The sequence below is a fragment of the Haloarcula sp. 1CSR25-25 genome (genome assembly GCF_032027985.1).
Classification (GTDB): domain Archaea; phylum Halobacteriota; class Halobacteria; order Halobacteriales; family Haloarculaceae; genus Haloarcula.
The window spans coordinates 143,791-158,611 of the sequence record NZ_JAHYBW010000002.1 but is presented as its reverse complement, the minus strand read 5'-3'; the positions used below and the strand labels follow the sequence as shown (position 1 = coordinate 158,611).

Annotated in this window: 17 protein-coding genes; 10 read left to right on the top strand and 7 right to left on the bottom strand. The window is 65.3% G+C overall.

Annotated elements, in window-relative coordinates; all coding sequences use genetic code 11:
- Positions 1–37 precede the first annotated feature (37 nt).
- The 5 genes from KZ498_RS05875 to KZ498_RS05855 form a co-directional block, all read right to left on the bottom strand.
- Positions 38–571 carry a DUF5815 family protein gene (locus tag KZ498_RS05875; protein WP_312617618.1) on the bottom strand — a complete coding sequence of 178 codons (534 nt, stop codon included), beginning with the start codon at positions 569–571 and terminating at the stop codon, positions 38–40.
- 55 nt (positions 572–626) lie between these two features.
- On the bottom strand, positions 627–1,394 hold the full coding sequence (locus KZ498_RS05870; RefSeq protein WP_312617617.1) for a hypothetical protein: 768 nt from the start codon (positions 1,392–1,394) through the stop codon (positions 627–629).
- Between the two features lie 85 nt (positions 1,395–1,479).
- On the bottom strand, positions 1,480–1,896 hold the full coding sequence (locus KZ498_RS05865; RefSeq protein WP_312617615.1) for a hypothetical protein: 417 nt from the start codon (positions 1,894–1,896) through the stop codon (positions 1,480–1,482).
- A gap of 52 nt (positions 1,897–1,948) precedes the next feature.
- Positions 1,949–2,176: a hypothetical protein gene (locus KZ498_RS05860; RefSeq protein WP_312617614.1), complete on the bottom strand. Its 228-nt coding sequence runs from the start codon at positions 2,174–2,176 to the stop codon at positions 1,949–1,951.
- 75 nt (positions 2,177–2,251) lie between these two features.
- On the bottom strand, positions 2,252–3,502 hold the full coding sequence (locus KZ498_RS05855) for an FAD-dependent oxidoreductase (RefSeq protein WP_312617612.1): 1,251 nt from the start codon (positions 3,500–3,502) through the stop codon (positions 2,252–2,254).
- 131 nt (positions 3,503–3,633) lie between these two features.
- On the opposite strand from KZ498_RS05855, the gene KZ498_RS05850 reads away from it, so the two are divergent.
- Positions 3,634–4,242 carry a DUF6149 family protein gene (locus tag KZ498_RS05850; RefSeq protein WP_312618501.1) on the top strand — a complete coding sequence of 203 codons (609 nt, stop codon included), beginning with the start codon at positions 3,634–3,636 and terminating at the stop codon, positions 4,240–4,242.
- Positions 4,243–4,341: 99 nt separating this feature from the next.
- Here the strand turns inward: KZ498_RS05850 and KZ498_RS05845 are convergent, their stop codons facing one another.
- Positions 4,342–5,700, bottom strand: a complete 1,359-nt coding sequence (locus KZ498_RS05845) for an NAD(P)/FAD-dependent oxidoreductase (protein ID WP_312617611.1) — start codon at positions 5,698–5,700, stop codon at positions 4,342–4,344.
- Positions 5,701–6,204: 504 nt separating this feature from the next.
- Between KZ498_RS05845 and KZ498_RS05840 the strand changes: the two genes are divergently transcribed.
- A complete protein-coding gene (locus KZ498_RS05840) occupies positions 6,205–7,080 on the top strand; it encodes a homoserine kinase (protein ID WP_312617608.1) in 876 nt (291 codons plus the stop codon).
- Positions 7,081–7,218: 138 nt separating this feature from the next.
- Here the strand turns inward: KZ498_RS05840 and KZ498_RS05835 are convergent, their stop codons facing one another.
- The gene (locus KZ498_RS05835; RefSeq protein WP_312617607.1) at positions 7,219–7,671 is read right to left on the bottom strand and encodes a peroxiredoxin; all 453 of its coding nucleotides are present in this window, start codon (positions 7,669–7,671) and stop codon (positions 7,219–7,221) included.
- Positions 7,672–7,776: 105 nt separating this feature from the next.
- Between KZ498_RS05835 and KZ498_RS05830 the strand changes: the two genes are divergently transcribed.
- The 8 genes from KZ498_RS05830 (at position 7,777) to dnaK (ending at position 14,394) form a co-directional block, all read left to right on the top strand.
- Positions 7,777–8,427, top strand: a complete 651-nt coding sequence (locus KZ498_RS05830; protein ID WP_312617605.1) for an adenylate kinase — start codon at positions 7,777–7,779, stop codon at positions 8,425–8,427.
- Positions 8,428–8,514: 87 nt separating this feature from the next.
- Positions 8,515–9,405, top strand: a complete 891-nt coding sequence (locus KZ498_RS05825) for a DUF106 domain-containing protein (protein WP_312617603.1) — start codon at positions 8,515–8,517, stop codon at positions 9,403–9,405.
- A 45-nt stretch (positions 9,406–9,450) separates the two neighbouring features.
- Positions 9,451–10,029, top strand: coding sequence for a (d)CMP kinase (gene cmk, locus KZ498_RS05820; RefSeq protein WP_312617601.1), 579 nt, complete (start codon positions 9,451–9,453; stop codon positions 10,027–10,029).
- Between the two features lie 4 nt (positions 10,030–10,033).
- Positions 10,034–10,924 (top strand): RNA-guided pseudouridylation complex pseudouridine synthase subunit Cbf5, encoded by an 891-nt coding sequence (locus KZ498_RS05815; RefSeq protein WP_312617599.1) that lies wholly within the window; start codon positions 10,034–10,036, stop codon positions 10,922–10,924.
- A 63-nt stretch (positions 10,925–10,987) separates the two neighbouring features.
- The gene (locus KZ498_RS05810; RefSeq protein WP_312617597.1) at positions 10,988–11,338 is read left to right on the top strand and encodes a hypothetical protein; all 351 of its coding nucleotides are present in this window, start codon (positions 10,988–10,990) and stop codon (positions 11,336–11,338) included.
- Between the two features lie 44 nt (positions 11,339–11,382).
- Complete coding sequence (locus KZ498_RS05805) at positions 11,383–11,574, top strand: DUF1328 family protein (RefSeq protein ID WP_014039548.1); 192 nt, start codon at positions 11,383–11,385, stop codon at positions 11,572–11,574.
- 75 nt (positions 11,575–11,649) lie between these two features.
- Positions 11,650–12,324, top strand: a complete 675-nt coding sequence (locus KZ498_RS05800; protein WP_312617587.1) for a nucleotide exchange factor GrpE — start codon at positions 11,650–11,652, stop codon at positions 12,322–12,324.
- Positions 12,325–12,489: 165 nt separating this feature from the next.
- Positions 12,490–14,394, top strand: a complete 1,905-nt coding sequence (dnaK, locus tag KZ498_RS05795; RefSeq protein WP_312617586.1) for a molecular chaperone DnaK — start codon at positions 12,490–12,492, stop codon at positions 14,392–14,394.
- Positions 14,395–14,821: the final 427 nt, after the last annotated feature.

Genomic DNA, 14,821 nt, shown 5'->3' with positions numbered 1-14,821 from the left:
GAGCCAGCCCAACTAAGTACTCGGGGCCAGGTCCGTGTCAGATAGCGGTGTCGGACCGCCCGTCGAAGTTCCGCTCGTCGCGGTACTGCTCGACGAACGCGTCGACGTCGAACTGGAGCATCTGCTCCTCGAACTCCGCCATCACGTCGTCGTCCTCGGCGTGACTGATAGCGTGTTCCATCAGTTCCACCAGCAGTTCGACGACGATCTCGTGGAGGCGGCGGGAGTCGAAGTCGCTCACCCACGCAAGCGAGAAGCCGACCGACCCGTCCTCGCTGGTGTCGGCGGCGACGACCTTGTCCGGGAACTCCTCCATGACGACGCCCATCAGGTGGACGGTGGTGAACTCCTCGTAGTCGTCGTTGGTCTCGATGGTCGCGTGCAGCACCTCGGTGAGAAACTCCGGAACGAAGCGTGCCAGCGGATGCGGGTCGAGCACGACGGCGTGTGTCGTCCCGCAATCACACGCGAACTCCCGCATACCCAGATGGAGGTCATGCGTGTCGACGCGTTCGCCACAGGCCAGTTCGAGTTCGGACTCGCGCCCGCCGGGCACGCGCGGTTCAGCCATTGCCCGTGATTGGTCGCTCGCGGGGTTAAAGGCCGCGATACGAGTATCGGACCGGTCAGAGACCGGCGACCGTGTCCGCTCCGTATTCGGGTTCAGTCACCTGCAGATACGCCACGGTCGTCACGGCGATGCTGAATACGGTGACGATTCCGGAGACAGCAGTAGTGATTGTCGTCAGTGCCAGCGCCGGCAGCGGGAGCGGGAGTGCCTGGAACACGAACCCGACGACAAGCCCGATGACGACCAGAACAATAGCCAGAACGGCAGTTGTCAGGAGGTTATCGCTAACGAGGCCGATGCTGTTACTGATAGACTCGAGGATACCGCTGTCGTTCAGCGCGATCTCCTGACGCACGAAGAAAAAGAGGACGGCAAGGACGATGCCGGGGATAATCAGCAGAATGAAGCCGATGGCAGTCGCGATTCCCGTAAGTATCGCAGCGGCAATCGTGACAGCGACCGTCTTGCCGAGCCGTCGGCTCACGTCGTCAGGAATCGGGTCACGGTCACCGCTGGCAAAGGCTCGGATTGCGACGATGTTCAGCGCCTCGCTGACGACATACAGCACGAGCGCACCGACGGCGGCAACGGCGAGCGGGATGTCGAGTGCCAGTGGGTTACTGGCGGCCATCGCTGCCTGACTGACCTGTGCCTCGTTCGGCAGTTGTTCCAGAAACAGTTCCGTGAAAGCCCGCGAGAGCGACGCCCAGACGACAGAGCTGAGCAATCCATACACGATGAACGCGCCGGCAAACAGCGCCCCGCGTTCGCTGAGTAGTTCGTCGATACCGTCTTGGAAGGCACGGCCGATTTGGAGGGCCATATATGCCAGCCCTGACGGCTGAGATATAAAACTGATTGAAACGCTGTGTCGTGACCACACTCCGCAAGGCGACGTCTGACGAAGGCTACGGCCAGTCGTCGCGCTCCTCGTCCTCGTCGGTCGCCGCGTCGGGCGTCTCCGGTTCACCGAGGTCCCAGCCGGCCGCTTCGGCGGCCTGTGTCACGGGGAGATACTCCCAGCCCGCCGTCTCGGCGAGGGCGGCGTCCTCGTCGTCAGCGCCGACGAAGACGTGCCGGTCGGTGTCGAACTGCTCTTTGACGTTTTCGAGGCTCTCCTCGCGGCCGCGCGGCCCGGAGAAGAAGTCCTGTCGAATCCGGTGTTTCCGGGTGAAGTTGGTCACGACGTAGGTGGGCTGTTCCGAGATGACGCCGACGTACTCCGACCACTGGCGCGCGTCGTTGAAGACGCTGTCCGGGTAGGCCAGTTGCTTGAGGGCGTCGAGGTCGAACGCGAGTGTCATGTCGCCGCTGCCGCCATCCATACGCGACTCTCCGCTTTAGGCCGAAAAAAGAGCGTCGTTCTCCCGCGGGCACTCACCGCTCGCGGTGCTGGTCCTGCTCGGCGAGTCGGTCGGCCTCTGCTCGCATCGCGGCTATCTCGCTTGCGGCCTGTGGGTCGCCCTGGCCGTGGCCGCGGTTGACCGACGCGTCGAGCAGCGAGCCGGCGAAGCCACCGCTGTCATCGGCTGCCACGTCTGTCTCGCCCGACTGACCGTTACGACGGGAAAGCCAGGTCAGCAGACGGGAGAGGGCGTCACGCATGCGCGGTGCTACGTTCGAAGCGTCTAAAAACATCGGTGTCGTCCGCAGCGTCTAAGACATCGGTGTCGGCGGGTCCTATTCGGCCGGCGCAGGCGTCTGTGCTTTCACTTCTTCGAGGTCGACTTGCTTCTCCAGCAGGAGTTCCTTCTTGTCTGCGACCTGGCGCTCCTGGCGGATGAGCTTCTTGAACGTCGACTGCTGTGAGAGGTCGCCGATCAGCACGCCGCCGATGAGCTGCCCGTTCTCGAAGGCGAGCCGTCGCCACTCGCTGTCGGAGTACTTCCGTTCGGCCTCGTCGTCGCCGCGAGTCGGGTGGCCAAAAGAGAGGAACGGGAAATCAAAGTGCGTGATGGAGTACGAGGAGACCCAGCGGAACTCCCGCTCCTCGGCGTCTGCGACCATGTTCGTCCCGGCGACCGACCCCTGCTCCTTGGCCGAGCCCCACGCGCCGTTTTGCGCCTGGGAGTTCAGGATGGTGTCGTAGAACTGGGTGAGGTCGCCCGCGGCGTAGATGTCGTCGAGGTTGGTCTGCATGTACTCGTCGACGACGACCCCGTCGTCGAGTTCGAGCCCGGTCCCGTTGAGGAACTCGGTGTTGAAGTTCAGACCGATGGCGACGCCGGCCCACTCGCCGTCGTAGTGGTTGCCGTCGGGGTCGACTGCACCGGTGACCGAGCCGTCGTCGTCGACCTCGAAGTGGTCGACGCCGGACTCGAAGACGGGTTCGACGCCGTTCTCTTCGAGTGCCTCGTGGATGATCTCCGCGCCGTCCTCCGAGAGCGCGTAGCGCCACCAGCGGTTGCCACGCATCAGGTACTTCGCGTCGATTCCCTGGGCGGCACAGACCGCCGCGAGGTCAATACCGAGCAGGCCCGCGCCGACGATGATACCCTGGTCGGACTCGTCGGCGTGCTCACGGATGCCACGCGCGTCCTGGAACGTCCAGAAGTGGTGGACGCCGTCGGCGTCGCTGTTCTCGACCGGCAGCTGTGCCGGCGTCCCACCCGTGGCCACCAGCAGCTTGTCGTACTCGTAGGTGTCGCCCTCGTGGGTCTGGATCTCGTGGGCATCGGGGTCGATGGCCGTCACGTGGGTGTTCAGTTGCAGGTCGATGTCGCGCTCGTCGTACCACTCCGGCTCGTGGATCGAGATCGGCGCTTCCGGCAGCTTCCCCTTGGCGAACTCCTTGATGAGGATCCGGTTGTACAGTGCCTCCCCCTCGTCGGTCAGGACTGTGACCGACGCGTCCGGGTCCGCTTCCCGGATTGTCTCGGCTGCGGACGCACCCGCAATACCGTCACCGATGATTACGTGCGACGTGCTCATGTACGGCCGATACGAAATGAGGCTTAATGTGGATTGCTATCTGCGTATCGTTTGCGATAGCGCGCTGAATCCCGTAGCAGACGCCGAAAGTCGGGGATTTGAAGACGCTGGGGCCCGTATTCGTGACTGAAATGAAAATCTACCAGAACCCGCGCCACTGGGCGAGCAAGAAGGCGCTGACCACGCCCGGCGTCCGGTCGGTGGCCAACTACGGGCTGGTGAAACTGCACACCAAGATCTTCCTCGGGAAGGCCGACGAGGCCCACCGGGAGGAACGGCGTGACCACCTCGACGACTTCTTCGACGCCACGATGGACACCTACGTGGCCGCGCTCGAGGCAGATTACTCGGAGGCCGAGGCCCGGGAGATAACCCACATCCAGGCCAACTTCGACTTCTACAACCACGGCTGGACGGAGATGATGGAGTTCCCGGCCGACGAACTCGAGGCCCACCACGAGCGGTACGCGGACTTCTTCGATACGCACGGCATCACCATCTCGGACCCGCTCGGGACGTTCCGCCCGGCCGGTGGTATCGCCGACGCGCCGTCGACGCCGGAGAGACTTGACGAGCCGGAACACCCCCACGCCGTCGGTGGCTTCGCCGACGACGTCTACGTCGAAACCGAGGACGGCGAGATGATCGTCGGTGGCGGCCGCGAGGAGCCAGACGACGTGAGCCCGGCCGACGCACCGGTCATTGACGAGGACGACGTGGAGAACGCGGCCGGCGACTGAGTCGAACGGCGGTCGCGTGTTCTCGGCCGCACCAGCGACCACAGCGACTCGGCCGACGTGTGGCCGGGCCGATAGAACGCTCAGTCCGACAGAAGACGCTCAGCGGCGGGCTTCGGGGAGCGGTGACTCGGAGTCCGTCGCCGCTGCCGGGTCGCGGGCAATCCGGTCGGCGCACTCGAAGCCCGCGACGATACCGCCGTTGAGCGAGCGCTCCGGGTACTGCGCACGCGAGGCCATGCCGGCGTAGTAGAGCCCGTCCGCGACGGCGTCGCCCAGGTCGTAGGGGATGACCATGTCCAGATACCCGCGCTCGTAGACCGGCGCAGTCCGGGGGTTGCGGCCGGTCCGAATCCAGTTGACGGCGTCCCGGTCGAACTCGGGGAAGAGCGATTCGATACCTTCCAGCCACGTCTCGGCGACCTCGTCGTCGGTCTGTCCCCAGATGGCTTCGGATTCGTCCTGAACGTACCGAGCGACGTACAGCAGATGCTCGCCGCCGTACCGCTGTGGGGAGACGAAGTTCGTGTGTTCGATGAGCGCGCCGAAGGGGGCGTCGTCGGCGATGTTCAGCCAGTACGTATCCAGCAGGGACTCCTCCATGCTGATGACCGAACACACCGTCCCCTGGAAGTCGATGTCGCAGGTGTAGCCGGTCAGGGCCTCCAGCACGTTCGGCATCGTCGCGACGACGACGTCGTCGACCTCGTGAACCGCCGTCCCGGTTCCGTCGGCGGCCGTCAGCGACGAGACTGCCCCGCCGCTCGTATCGATATCAGTCACACGCGTGCCCGTAGCGATGTTGTCACGGCCGACGGCGTCGACCAGCGCATCGAGCAGGCGCCCGAAGCCGCCGTCGAAGTAGCCCAGAATCTCGCCGTTCAGGATGTCCCGCTCGCCGCGGAACTTGACCCGCCCGAGCAGCCACGCGGCGCTCACGTCGGCTTTCCGGTCGCCGAACTTCGCGTCGAGCAGCGGCTCGAAGAAGTTCTCGTAGACGCCCCGCGTGGTGTGTTCGACGACGAACTCCTCGATGGGGACGTCCTCGAAGTCCTCCAGTCGCTCGTAGGTGTCGAAGGAGGGGACACCGCCCCGAACGTCGATATCGAGGACGAGCATCCCCAGCCGGAACGTGTCGTACAGGGAGAGATGGGGGTAGGAGAGAATCTCCCAGGGCTTGTCCATCGGGTGGACGACGCCGTCGACGTAGTAGGCGTTCTTCCCGATGTGCCACTCGACGGCGTCCCCGAGGCCAAGTTCCTCGGCGAGTTCGACGATTGTCTCCTCGGACTTCGAGAGGTGGTGGTAGAACTTCTCGATGGGGTCCCCGGCCGTCTCGTAGGTCGCTGCCAGGCCCCCGAGGTCCTCGCTCGCCTCGAAGACGCGTACCTCGTGACCACGTTGCTGGAGCCGGTACGCTGCCGAGAGGCCGGCGATACCGCCGCCGACGACGCCAATCATACCCCGACCTATCAGCGGTTGTGGGATTTAGTTTGCGCTTCGGTCGCCGCCGTCCCGTTGTCGCCAGCACACTGAGGGTCGTGCTCCGTCTGTCTGACCGTCGCCGCCCGCCCGAATTCCAGGACGGCGACTGTCCGTGGGGTGGTTGTCTTCGAACCAGAACGTCCCGCTGTACAGTTCCATCATGACCGAGACGGAGTAGATGCCGAATCGGCCGGCGGTGTAGTCGGGCGAGAGCCCGGAAGAACTCGACCTGTTCGCGGCGTCGCTGGACCGAGCTGTGGCTCTGGCGGAGTTCTCGCTCGCGTTCGGCCTAGTCGAGGGCCACCTGCGTCGTCTGTGGGAGAATCGCGGCGTATCGCCTGTCCCCCGTGGGGACGGTGTCGCCGTGTGACGCGATCGCCATCACGCCGTGTGAGCCAAGCGGCAGCATGAGCGCGTTGTCGAGGGGGGTCCCGGTGTCGGTTCGCTACCTTTTTGCCTACACTGCTGAAATTCGCAGGCATGCTGACAGTCCGGGCGCCGGCTACCAGTGCGAACCTCGGGAGCGGCTTCGACGTGTTCGGCGTCGCACTGGAGCGTCCGGCCGACGTCGTCCGTCTGGAGAAGGCCGACCGGGTCACCATCGAGATGACCGGCGCTGGCAGCCAGTACATCCCGGAGGACCCCGACAAGAACACCGTCGGCGCGGTCGCTGACGCGCTGGATGCGCCGGCGCGCATTCAGATAGACAAGGGCGTCCGTCCCGCGTCTGGGCTGGGCTCCTCCGCGGCCAGCGCCGCCGCGGCGGCCGTCGGGCTGAACGAACTGTACGACCGCGGCTACTCCCGCGAGGAGCTGGTTCCCATCGCCGCCAAGGGCGAGGCCGTCGTCTCCGGGGACGCCCACGACGACAACGTCGCCCCCTCAATCATGGGCGGGTTCACCATCGCGACCGAGCAGGGCGTCACGCAGGTCGACGCGGACATCCCCCTCGTCGCGTGTCTCCCCGACATCGTCGTCTCCACGCGGGACGCGCGCAACGTCGTCCCCAAGACCGCCCGCGTCGACCAGCTGATAGAGACGGTCGGCAACGCCGCGTCCCTGACGACGGGGATGCACCGCGACGACCCCGAACTCGTCGGTCAGGGGATGCACGACACCGTCGTGACGCCGGCCCGCGCGAAGCTCATCGACGGCTACGAACAGGTCCGCGAGGCCGCCCTGGCGGCCGGCGCGACCGGTGTCACCATCTCCGGGGCCGGCCCGACGGTCATCGCCGCCTGTGCCGAGGCGGACCGCCGGCAGATTGCGAGCACGATGCTCGACGCCTTCGGCGAGCGCGGCGTCGACGCCCGCGTGTACCAGACGCGTATCGGTCGTGGCGCGGAAGTGTTCTGAGACCAGCGTTCGGTACTCCGGCGTCGGTACGGTCTTGAACAGCCAACGGGCCCCTTTCAGTCACATCCATCGCGGTTGTCGAATCAGTAGCCGACCAGGGCCCATTGCGTTCACGACGACACAGCGAACTACGGCCGTCTAGCCGCCCTGGACGTACTCGTTGCGAACGTCACGCAGTACGTCCTCGGCGTGTCCTTTCGGGTCCGAACGGTCCGGGTCGTAGACGGATTTGACTTCGCCGTCGGCCAGCACGAACGTCCGGCGGTCCGTCCGGCCGCTGCTCGTGTCCAGGCCGAACGCCTCGGCCACGGTCCCGTCGGGGTCGGCCAGCAGGTCGTACAGCAGGCCCTCCGACTCGGCGAACTCCTCGTGGGTCGCCACGTCGTCCATCGAGACGCCGTAGACGGTGATGCCGCCCTCGCGGAACTGCGGGAGGTGTTCCTGGAAGTCGCGGGCCTCGATGGTACAGCCGCCGGTGAAGTCCTCTGGATAGAAGTACACGACCGTCGGCTCCTCGAAGTCAGGCGAGACGGTGTCGCCGAACTGGTTCTGTGCGCTGATTTCGGGGGCTGGCGCTCCGGGTTCGAGCATTACCCGGTGTTGGCCCGGGACGCCTACACTCCTTTGGGTGGCGGCAGTGCGACTCGCTGGCGGGATTTGGACAACCATTTAACGGACCCCTTAGAAACCCTGTCCATGTCGAATCCGCGAATCCTGATTCTCGGGCCGCCGGGAGCCGGCAAAGGAACCCAGAGTGCCAACCTCGCCGAGGAGTACGGCGTCGAACACGTCACGACGGGCGACGCGCTCCGGGCGAACAAGGACATGGACATCAGCGACATGGACACCGAGTACGACACGCCCCGCGAGTACATGGAAGCGGGCGACCTCGTGCCTGACGCGGTGGTCAACGCCATCGTCGAGGAGGCGCTCTCGCAGGCCGACGGGTTCGTCCTCGACGGCTATCCGCGCAATCTCGACCAGGCCGAGCAACTGGAGGGGATGACCGACCTCGACGTAATCCTCTCGCTTTCCGTCTCTCGCGAGGAACTGGTCGACCGACTCACGGGCCGGCGTGTCTGTGACGACTGTGGCGCGAACTTCCACGTCGACTTCAACCCGCCCGAGGCGGAGGGCGTCTGTGACGAGTGTGGCGGCGACCTCATCCACCGCGAGGACGACAACGAGGAATCCGTCCGCAACCGACTGGACGTGTTCGACGAGAACACCGCGCCGGTCATCGACCACTACGACGACCGCGAGGACTTCGTCGCCGTCGACGGGGAGCAGTCCCTCGACGCCGTCTGGAGCGACATCCAGGACGCCGTCGACGCACACACGGCCTGAACCTGGACAGGACTGCCGTTCGAGGCCGATGCAGGCGAGACAGTCAGAGTAAAACGTTGATATGCCGTCGCACCTCAAACACACACAATGGCACGTACCGCGCCGAAGGTAGAACGACTCGCCGAGGACGGCGAGGCAATGACCGACGCGCTCTCGACGGTGCTCGCTGCGGCCGAAGAGAACGGGACCGTCACCTGGAGCGACGTGAGCGACGACCTCACGAGCGGCGAGTGGGGCCGGCTCATCGAGTCCGGCCTGCTCATCGACGCCGACGGCGAGGGGTTCGTCATCGACGACCCCGAGGGCGTCCGCGAGGCGCTCGAAGAGTCCGACGCGGCCCCGAGCGACGATGACGGCGACAGCGGCTGGTCGAAGTGGGACAAGCTCGCCGGCCTCGGGACGCTCGGCCTCTTTGCCGGCTACTCGTTGACATCGGTCCGCGACGTTATCGCGGGCGATTTCATCGACATCTTCCTCGGACCGCTCAACGACATGCTGCCGTTCTACGTCGTCATCCTGGTGCTTGCGATTATCACCGGGACCACCTCGACGATTCTGCAGGACAACCTCATGGACATGTCGGGGATGGGCGACCACCAGGAGAAGATGGAGGACCTGAAAGAGCGCCGCAAAGCCGCAAAGGAACGCGACGACCAGGAGGCGCTGGACCGCCTCGAAGACGAGCAGATGGAGCTGATGACCGACCAGATGGGGATGTTCAAACAGCAGTTCCGCCCGATGGTGTGGATCATGCTGGTCAACATCCCGCTGTTCCTCTGGCTCTACTGGATTGTCTTCGGAGCCGGCGTCGAGGCGAGCCCGGTGATTACGCTCCCCATCTTCGGGGAGGTTGAAGCGTGGCGCAACGGCGTCGCCGGCCCGATCCAGGCGTGGATTGTCTGGTACTTCCTCTGTTCGCTCTCCTTCACCCAGATCATCCGGAAGGCGCTCAACGTCGAGACGACGCCGACCGGGTAAGCGCGAAGAGACAGCCCTTTCTATCGGGGCCCCCCGAACACCTCTATGTTGATTACCGTCTCCGGCCCGGCCGGCAGCGGCAAGAGCACGCTTGCCAAGAGCCTGGCCGACGCCCTGAGCTACGAGCACGTCAGCGGCGGCGACATCTTCCGCTCGCTGGCCGAGGAGCGCGGGATGACACCGCTCGAACTGAACAAGGCCGCCGAGGAGGACGCCCAGATAGACCGCGACCTGGACCGCCGGCTGCGGGACATCGCCGCGGAACGCGACGACCTCGTGCTGGAGTCCCGTCTCGCCGGCTGGATGGCGGGCGAGTACGCCGACATGAAACTGTGGCTGACCGCGCCGCTGGACGTGCGCGCCGACCGCATCGCAACGCGGGAGAACAAGCCCTTCGAGCAGGCCAAGACCGAGACGCGTGAGCGCGGCGACAGCGAGGCCCAGCGCTACAGCGACTACTACGACATCGAGTTCGACGACCTCTCTATCTACGACCTGTCGGTCAACACCGCCCGCTGGGACCCACAGGGGGTCCTGAGCGTGACCCTTCACGCCGTCGAATCGTACAGCCCCGACGGCGACGAAGGGAAAGCACCGGTCGAGAACATCCGGTACGAGTTCTGAGCCGATGACGCTCCGTGCCTCGCCCGACGACCGCGACCTCGATTCGCTTCGCTCCTTCGGCGTCGTGAACCTCGACAAGCCGCCGGGCCCCTCGGCTCACCAGGTCGCGGCCTGGATTCGCGACGCCACCGACCAGGACCGGGTCGCCCACGGCGGGACGCTCGACCCGAAAGTGACCGGCTGTCTGCCCGTGTTGCTCGGCGACGCCGCCCGGATGGCGCAGGTGTTCGACGACGCCGTCAAGGAGTACGTCACCGTGCTCGAACTCCACGACCAGGCCCCGGCCGACATTGGGGCCGTCGTCGCCGAGTTCGAGACCGAGGTCTACCAGAAGCCGCCCCGGAAGAGCGCGGTGAAGCGCCAGCTACGCGCCCGCCGGATTCACTCGCTGGACATCCTCGAACAGGGCGAGCGCCGGCTGCTCCTGCGAGTCCGGTGCGCTTCGGGCACCTACATCCGGAAGCTGTGTCACGACATCGGGCTGGCGGCGGGAACCGGCGCACACATGGGCGACCTCCGCCGGACGGCGACCGGCACCTTCGACGACACGTCGCTGTCGACGATGCACGACCTCGTCGACGCGCTGGCCTTTACCGACGAGGGTGACGAGGCACGGGTGCGCGAGATTATCCAGCCGGCAGAGCGCGCGCTGGTCCACCTGCCGCGGGTCACGATTGCACCGAGTGCCGCCCGCGAAGTCGCCGAGGGCGCGCCGGTGTACGCGCCAGGCGTTATCGAAGCCGGGCCGGCCGAAGTGGGCGAAGCGACGCCCGAGACAGATTCCCAGGTCGTCTGTGTCACGCCCGACGGCGCTGCGGTCTGTCTCGGGACGCTCGTCGGCGACCCGGACGCCGACGGCGGCCTCGTCGTCGAACTCGACCGCGTGTTGGTTTGAGTCGGACGTCCGCGCTGTCTGTAACCCGCAGGAAAATCTAAGACCGTCTCCCGTGGCGTGCTGTTGGGCGGCGACGAGACACACCAGCGGTTCCAGGCGCAGTACCGTCGGCCGCCCCCACACACTGAGACCGTTCCGTTCGGGGAGTACACGGTCTGGACCCGCTACCAGTACGGGACTATCGAGCGAACCGACGACGGGCTGACGTTCGCCGCGGGCGAGGACGGCCCGGACGAATCCCTCAGAGACCGCGACTGGGCGTCTCTTTTCGACCCCGTTCGGGAACGCCTCGCGGAACTGGAGCTGGTCCGGAACCCGTCGTTCAGCAGATACCGTCTGGAGGAACTCGACGAGTGGGCGGCCTACCGCACGCGGTTCCAGTATGACCCGGGCGCGTTCGCCGTCGGTCCCTGATTAGGAGATATATAATAAAACACAACGAGGGCGTAACAGACGTCGTGAAGCACCTACTGACCGCGGTCCCGCTCCAGCCCGGTGGCGGGTTCCTCGAACTGGCGCTGCTGTTCCTCGTCCTCGCCGTCGTCGCCGGACTGGCAGGACTGGGTGGTGTGGCGGGGCTCAGCATGCGAATCGCGAAGATACTCGTCGTCGTGTTCCTCGTCCTGATGGTCGTTAGCTTCCTCCTGTAACACCGCCATCCGGGGGCAGTGTCACCGTCGTACCGTTTCTGAATCCTTTTATCCACGTGACGACTTCTATCGGGTATGACCGAGCAGGACGCAGCCGACGATACGGCCGCGACGGCGAGCGAGGGACAAGCGGACGGCGACGTCGACGCGGACTTCGAGGAGGCGCCCGAGGACGTCGCCGCGGATGAGGTTGACCTGGGCGAGTTCGACGTCGACGACGACCTGGTCGACCGGGTCGCCGAGTCGGACCCCGAAGACATCGCCCGGGAACTCGCCGCGCTGCGGACACGCACGGACAGTCTCGAATCGCAGGTCGAGCAGCAGGGCGACGACATCGAGGAGCTGGAATCGAAGCTCAAGCGCAAGCAGGCGGAGTTCCAGAACTACAAGAAGCGGATGGACAAGCGCCGCGAACAGGAGCAACAGCGCGCCACCGAGGACCTCGTGACGCGCCTGCTGGACGTTCGGGACAATCTGGAGCGCGCGCTCGAACAGGACGAAGATACGGACATCAGAGGCGGGGTCGAGTCCACGCTCCGCCAGCTTGATGACGTGCTCGACGTCGAGAACGTCGAGGTTATCGACCCCGAGCCGGGCGGCGACGTCGACCCGACACAGCATCAGGTGCTCGCCCGCGTCGACAGCGACCAGCCGGGCGGGGCAATCGCCGACGTCCACCGACCGGGCTACGAGATGGCCGACAAAGTGCTGCGCGAGGCGCAGGTGACCGTCAGCGAGAGCGAGGAGTAACGGGCAGCCTCGGCGGTATAGCGGTCGCATTGCGGTACATTAAATAATCACCGGTCAGGGAACGCCACCGAGTATAAAACCGCCCGGAGGAGGGGCCCTCGGCCGTTTTTCTAATCAGTACATCTAGCAACTTTTAACCGGCCCAATCCGCTATGAGCGCGTAAGATGGCGACCAACAAGATTCTGGGTATCGACCTCGGGACCACGAACAGCGCGTTCGCGGTCATGGAAGGTGGCGATCCCGAAATCATTGTCAACGGCGAAGGCGAGCGGACGACACCCTCTGTCGTCGCGTTCGACGACGGCGAGCAACTCGTCGGGAAACCGGCGAAGAACCAGGCGGTAAAGAACCCCGACCAGACCATCCAGTCGATCAAGCGCCACATGGGCGAGGACGACTACACGGTCGAACTGGACGGGGAGGAGTACACGCCCGAGCAGGTCTCGGCGATGATCCTCCAGAAGATCAAGCGTGACGCCGAGGAGTACCTCGGTGACGAGATCGAGAAGGCGGTCATTACCGTCCCGGCGTACTTCAACGACCGACAGCGCCAGGCGACCAAGGACGCCGGCGAGATCGCCGGCTTCGAGGTCGAGCGCATCGTCAACGAGCCGACGGCGGCCGCGATGGCCTACGGCCTCGACGACGAGTCCGACCAGACCGTCCTCGTGTACGACCTCGGTGGGGGGACCTTCGACGTGTCCATCCTCGACCTGGGCGGGGGCGTCTACGAAGTCGTCGCGACGAACGGGGACAACGACCTCGGTGGGGACGACTGGGACCACGCCATCATCGACTACCTCGCCGACGAGTTCGCGGCCGAACACGGCGTCGACCTCCGCGACGACCGGCAGGCGCTCCAGCGCCTGACCGAGGCCGCCGAGGAAGCCAAGATCGAACTCTCCTCGCGCAAGGAGACCCGCATCAACCTCCCGTTCATCGCGACCACGGACGACGGGCCGCTGGACCTCGAACAGAAGCTCACGCGTGCGAAATTCGAGTCGCTCACCGAGGACCTCATCGAGCGCACCGTCGGCCCGACGGAGCAGGCGCTTGCCGACGCCGACTACACCAAAAGCGACATCGACGAGGTCATCCTCGTCGGTGGTTCGACGCGGATGCCCCAGGTTCAGGACCAGGTCGAGGAGATGACCGGGCAGGAGCCGAAAAAGAACGTCAACCCCGACGAGGCCGTCGCGCTGGGCGCGGCCATCCAGGCCGGCGTCCTCTCAGGCGACGTGGACGACATCGTCCTGCTCGACGTGACGCCGCTGTCGCTCGGTGTCGAGGTCAAGGGTGGCCTGTTCGAGCGACTCATCGAGAAGAACACCACCATCCCGACCGAGGAGTCGAAGATCTTCACGACCGCCCAGGACAACCAGACGCAGGTCCAGATACGGGTCTTCCAGGGCGAGCGTGAGATCGCAGAGGAGAACGAACTGCTCGGCGCGTTCGCGCTCTCCGGCATCCCGCCGGCCCCCGCGGGCACGCCCCAGATCGAGGTCTCGTTCAACATCGACGAGAACGGCATCGTCAACGTCGAAGCCGAGGACAAGGGCTCGGGCAACAAGGAGGACATCACCATCGAAGGCGGTGCGGGCCTCTCCGACGAGCAGATCGAGGAGATGCAACAGGAGGCCGAACAGCACGCCGAGGAGGACGAGCAGCGCCGCGAGCGCATCGAGGCGCGCAACGAGGCCGAGGCGTCCGTCCGCCGCGCCGAGACCCTCCTCGACGAGAACGAGGAGGAGATCGACGAGGACCTCCAGTCCGACATCGAGGCGAAAATCGAGGACGTCGAAGAGGTCCTCGAAGACGAGGACGCCACGAAGGAAGACTACGAGGAGGTCACCGAGACCCTGAGCGAGGAACTGCAGGAGATCGGCAAGCAGATGTACCAGGAGCAGGCCCAGCAGGCCGCCGGCGGGGCCGCGGGCGCTGGACCGGGCGGCGCGGCCGGCCCCGGCGGCGCTGCCGGACCGGGCGGCGCAGCAGGCGGCGCGGCCGAGCAGGGCGAGGAGTACGTCGACGCCGACTTCGAAGACGTTGACGAAAACGACGAAGAGTAAGTCGTTTCCGTCAGCCCGTCAGACTGCGTCTGACGACGTCGACGAGAGCGACAAAGACGAGTGAAACGAGACGAGTCGCTCTCGGCTGCTCGATAGACGAGCGGTGCGAGTCTATCGGTGTCTCAGAAAGCGACCAGAGGGACCTTTCCGAGTTGGGCGACGAGGACTAACGAGACCGGGTCGTCGGTGCTGGGATGACCCGTCGCGGGTGCTGCAGTAACGGTCACTCGAACTACAAGTTGTGGGAGTGACGAGTATCTATCATTTTTGCGGTGGAGAAGTATACCACCCGGACTCTGCCGTGCCACCGCGTCTGTTCCGCTAACCGAGTCGACAGGAGCGCCGGTTCATCTGATTCACCCTGATAATCAAGACAACACTCGATAATGAAAATAGTACATATATATCAGAGAGTCGAACGTACGGC

Bases quoted from the DNA above. Each gene is read 5' to 3' on its own strand.
- KZ498_RS05875 (WP_312617618.1), bottom strand. From the start codon at position 571: ATGGCTGAACCGCGCGTGCCCGGCGGGCGCGAGTCCGAACTCGAACTG.
- KZ498_RS05870 (WP_312617617.1), bottom strand. From the start codon at position 1,394: ATGGCCCTCCAAATCGGCCGTGCCTTCCAAGACGGTATCGACGAACTA.
- KZ498_RS05865 (WP_312617615.1), bottom strand. From the start codon at position 1,896: ATGGATGGCGGCAGCGGCGACATGACACTCGCGTTCGACCTCGACGCC.
- KZ498_RS05860 (WP_312617614.1), bottom strand. From the start codon at position 2,176: ATGCGTGACGCCCTCTCCCGTCTGCTGACCTGGCTTTCCCGTCGTAAC.
- KZ498_RS05855 (WP_312617612.1), bottom strand. From the start codon at position 3,502: ATGAGCACGTCGCACGTAATCATCGGTGACGGTATTGCGGGTGCGTCC.
- KZ498_RS05850 (WP_312618501.1), top strand. From the start codon at position 3,634: ATGAAAATCTACCAGAACCCGCGCCACTGGGCGAGCAAGAAGGCGCTG.
- KZ498_RS05845 (WP_312617611.1), bottom strand. From the start codon at position 5,700: ATGATTGGCGTCGTCGGCGGCGGTATCGCCGGCCTCTCGGCAGCGTAC.
- KZ498_RS05840 (WP_312617608.1), top strand. From the start codon at position 6,205: ATGCTGACAGTCCGGGCGCCGGCTACCAGTGCGAACCTCGGGAGCGGC.
- KZ498_RS05835 (WP_312617607.1), bottom strand. From the start codon at position 7,671: ATGCTCGAACCCGGAGCGCCAGCCCCCGAAATCAGCGCACAGAACCAG.
- KZ498_RS05830 (WP_312617605.1), top strand. From the start codon at position 7,777: ATGTCGAATCCGCGAATCCTGATTCTCGGGCCGCCGGGAGCCGGCAAA.
- KZ498_RS05825 (WP_312617603.1), top strand. From the start codon at position 8,515: ATGGCACGTACCGCGCCGAAGGTAGAACGACTCGCCGAGGACGGCGAG.
- cmk (WP_312617601.1), top strand. From the start codon at position 9,451: ATGTTGATTACCGTCTCCGGCCCGGCCGGCAGCGGCAAGAGCACGCTT.
- KZ498_RS05815 (WP_312617599.1), top strand. From the start codon at position 10,034: ATGACGCTCCGTGCCTCGCCCGACGACCGCGACCTCGATTCGCTTCGC.
- KZ498_RS05800 (WP_312617587.1), top strand. From the start codon at position 11,650: ATGACCGAGCAGGACGCAGCCGACGATACGGCCGCGACGGCGAGCGAG.
- dnaK (WP_312617586.1), top strand. From the start codon at position 12,490: ATGGCGACCAACAAGATTCTGGGTATCGACCTCGGGACCACGAACAGC.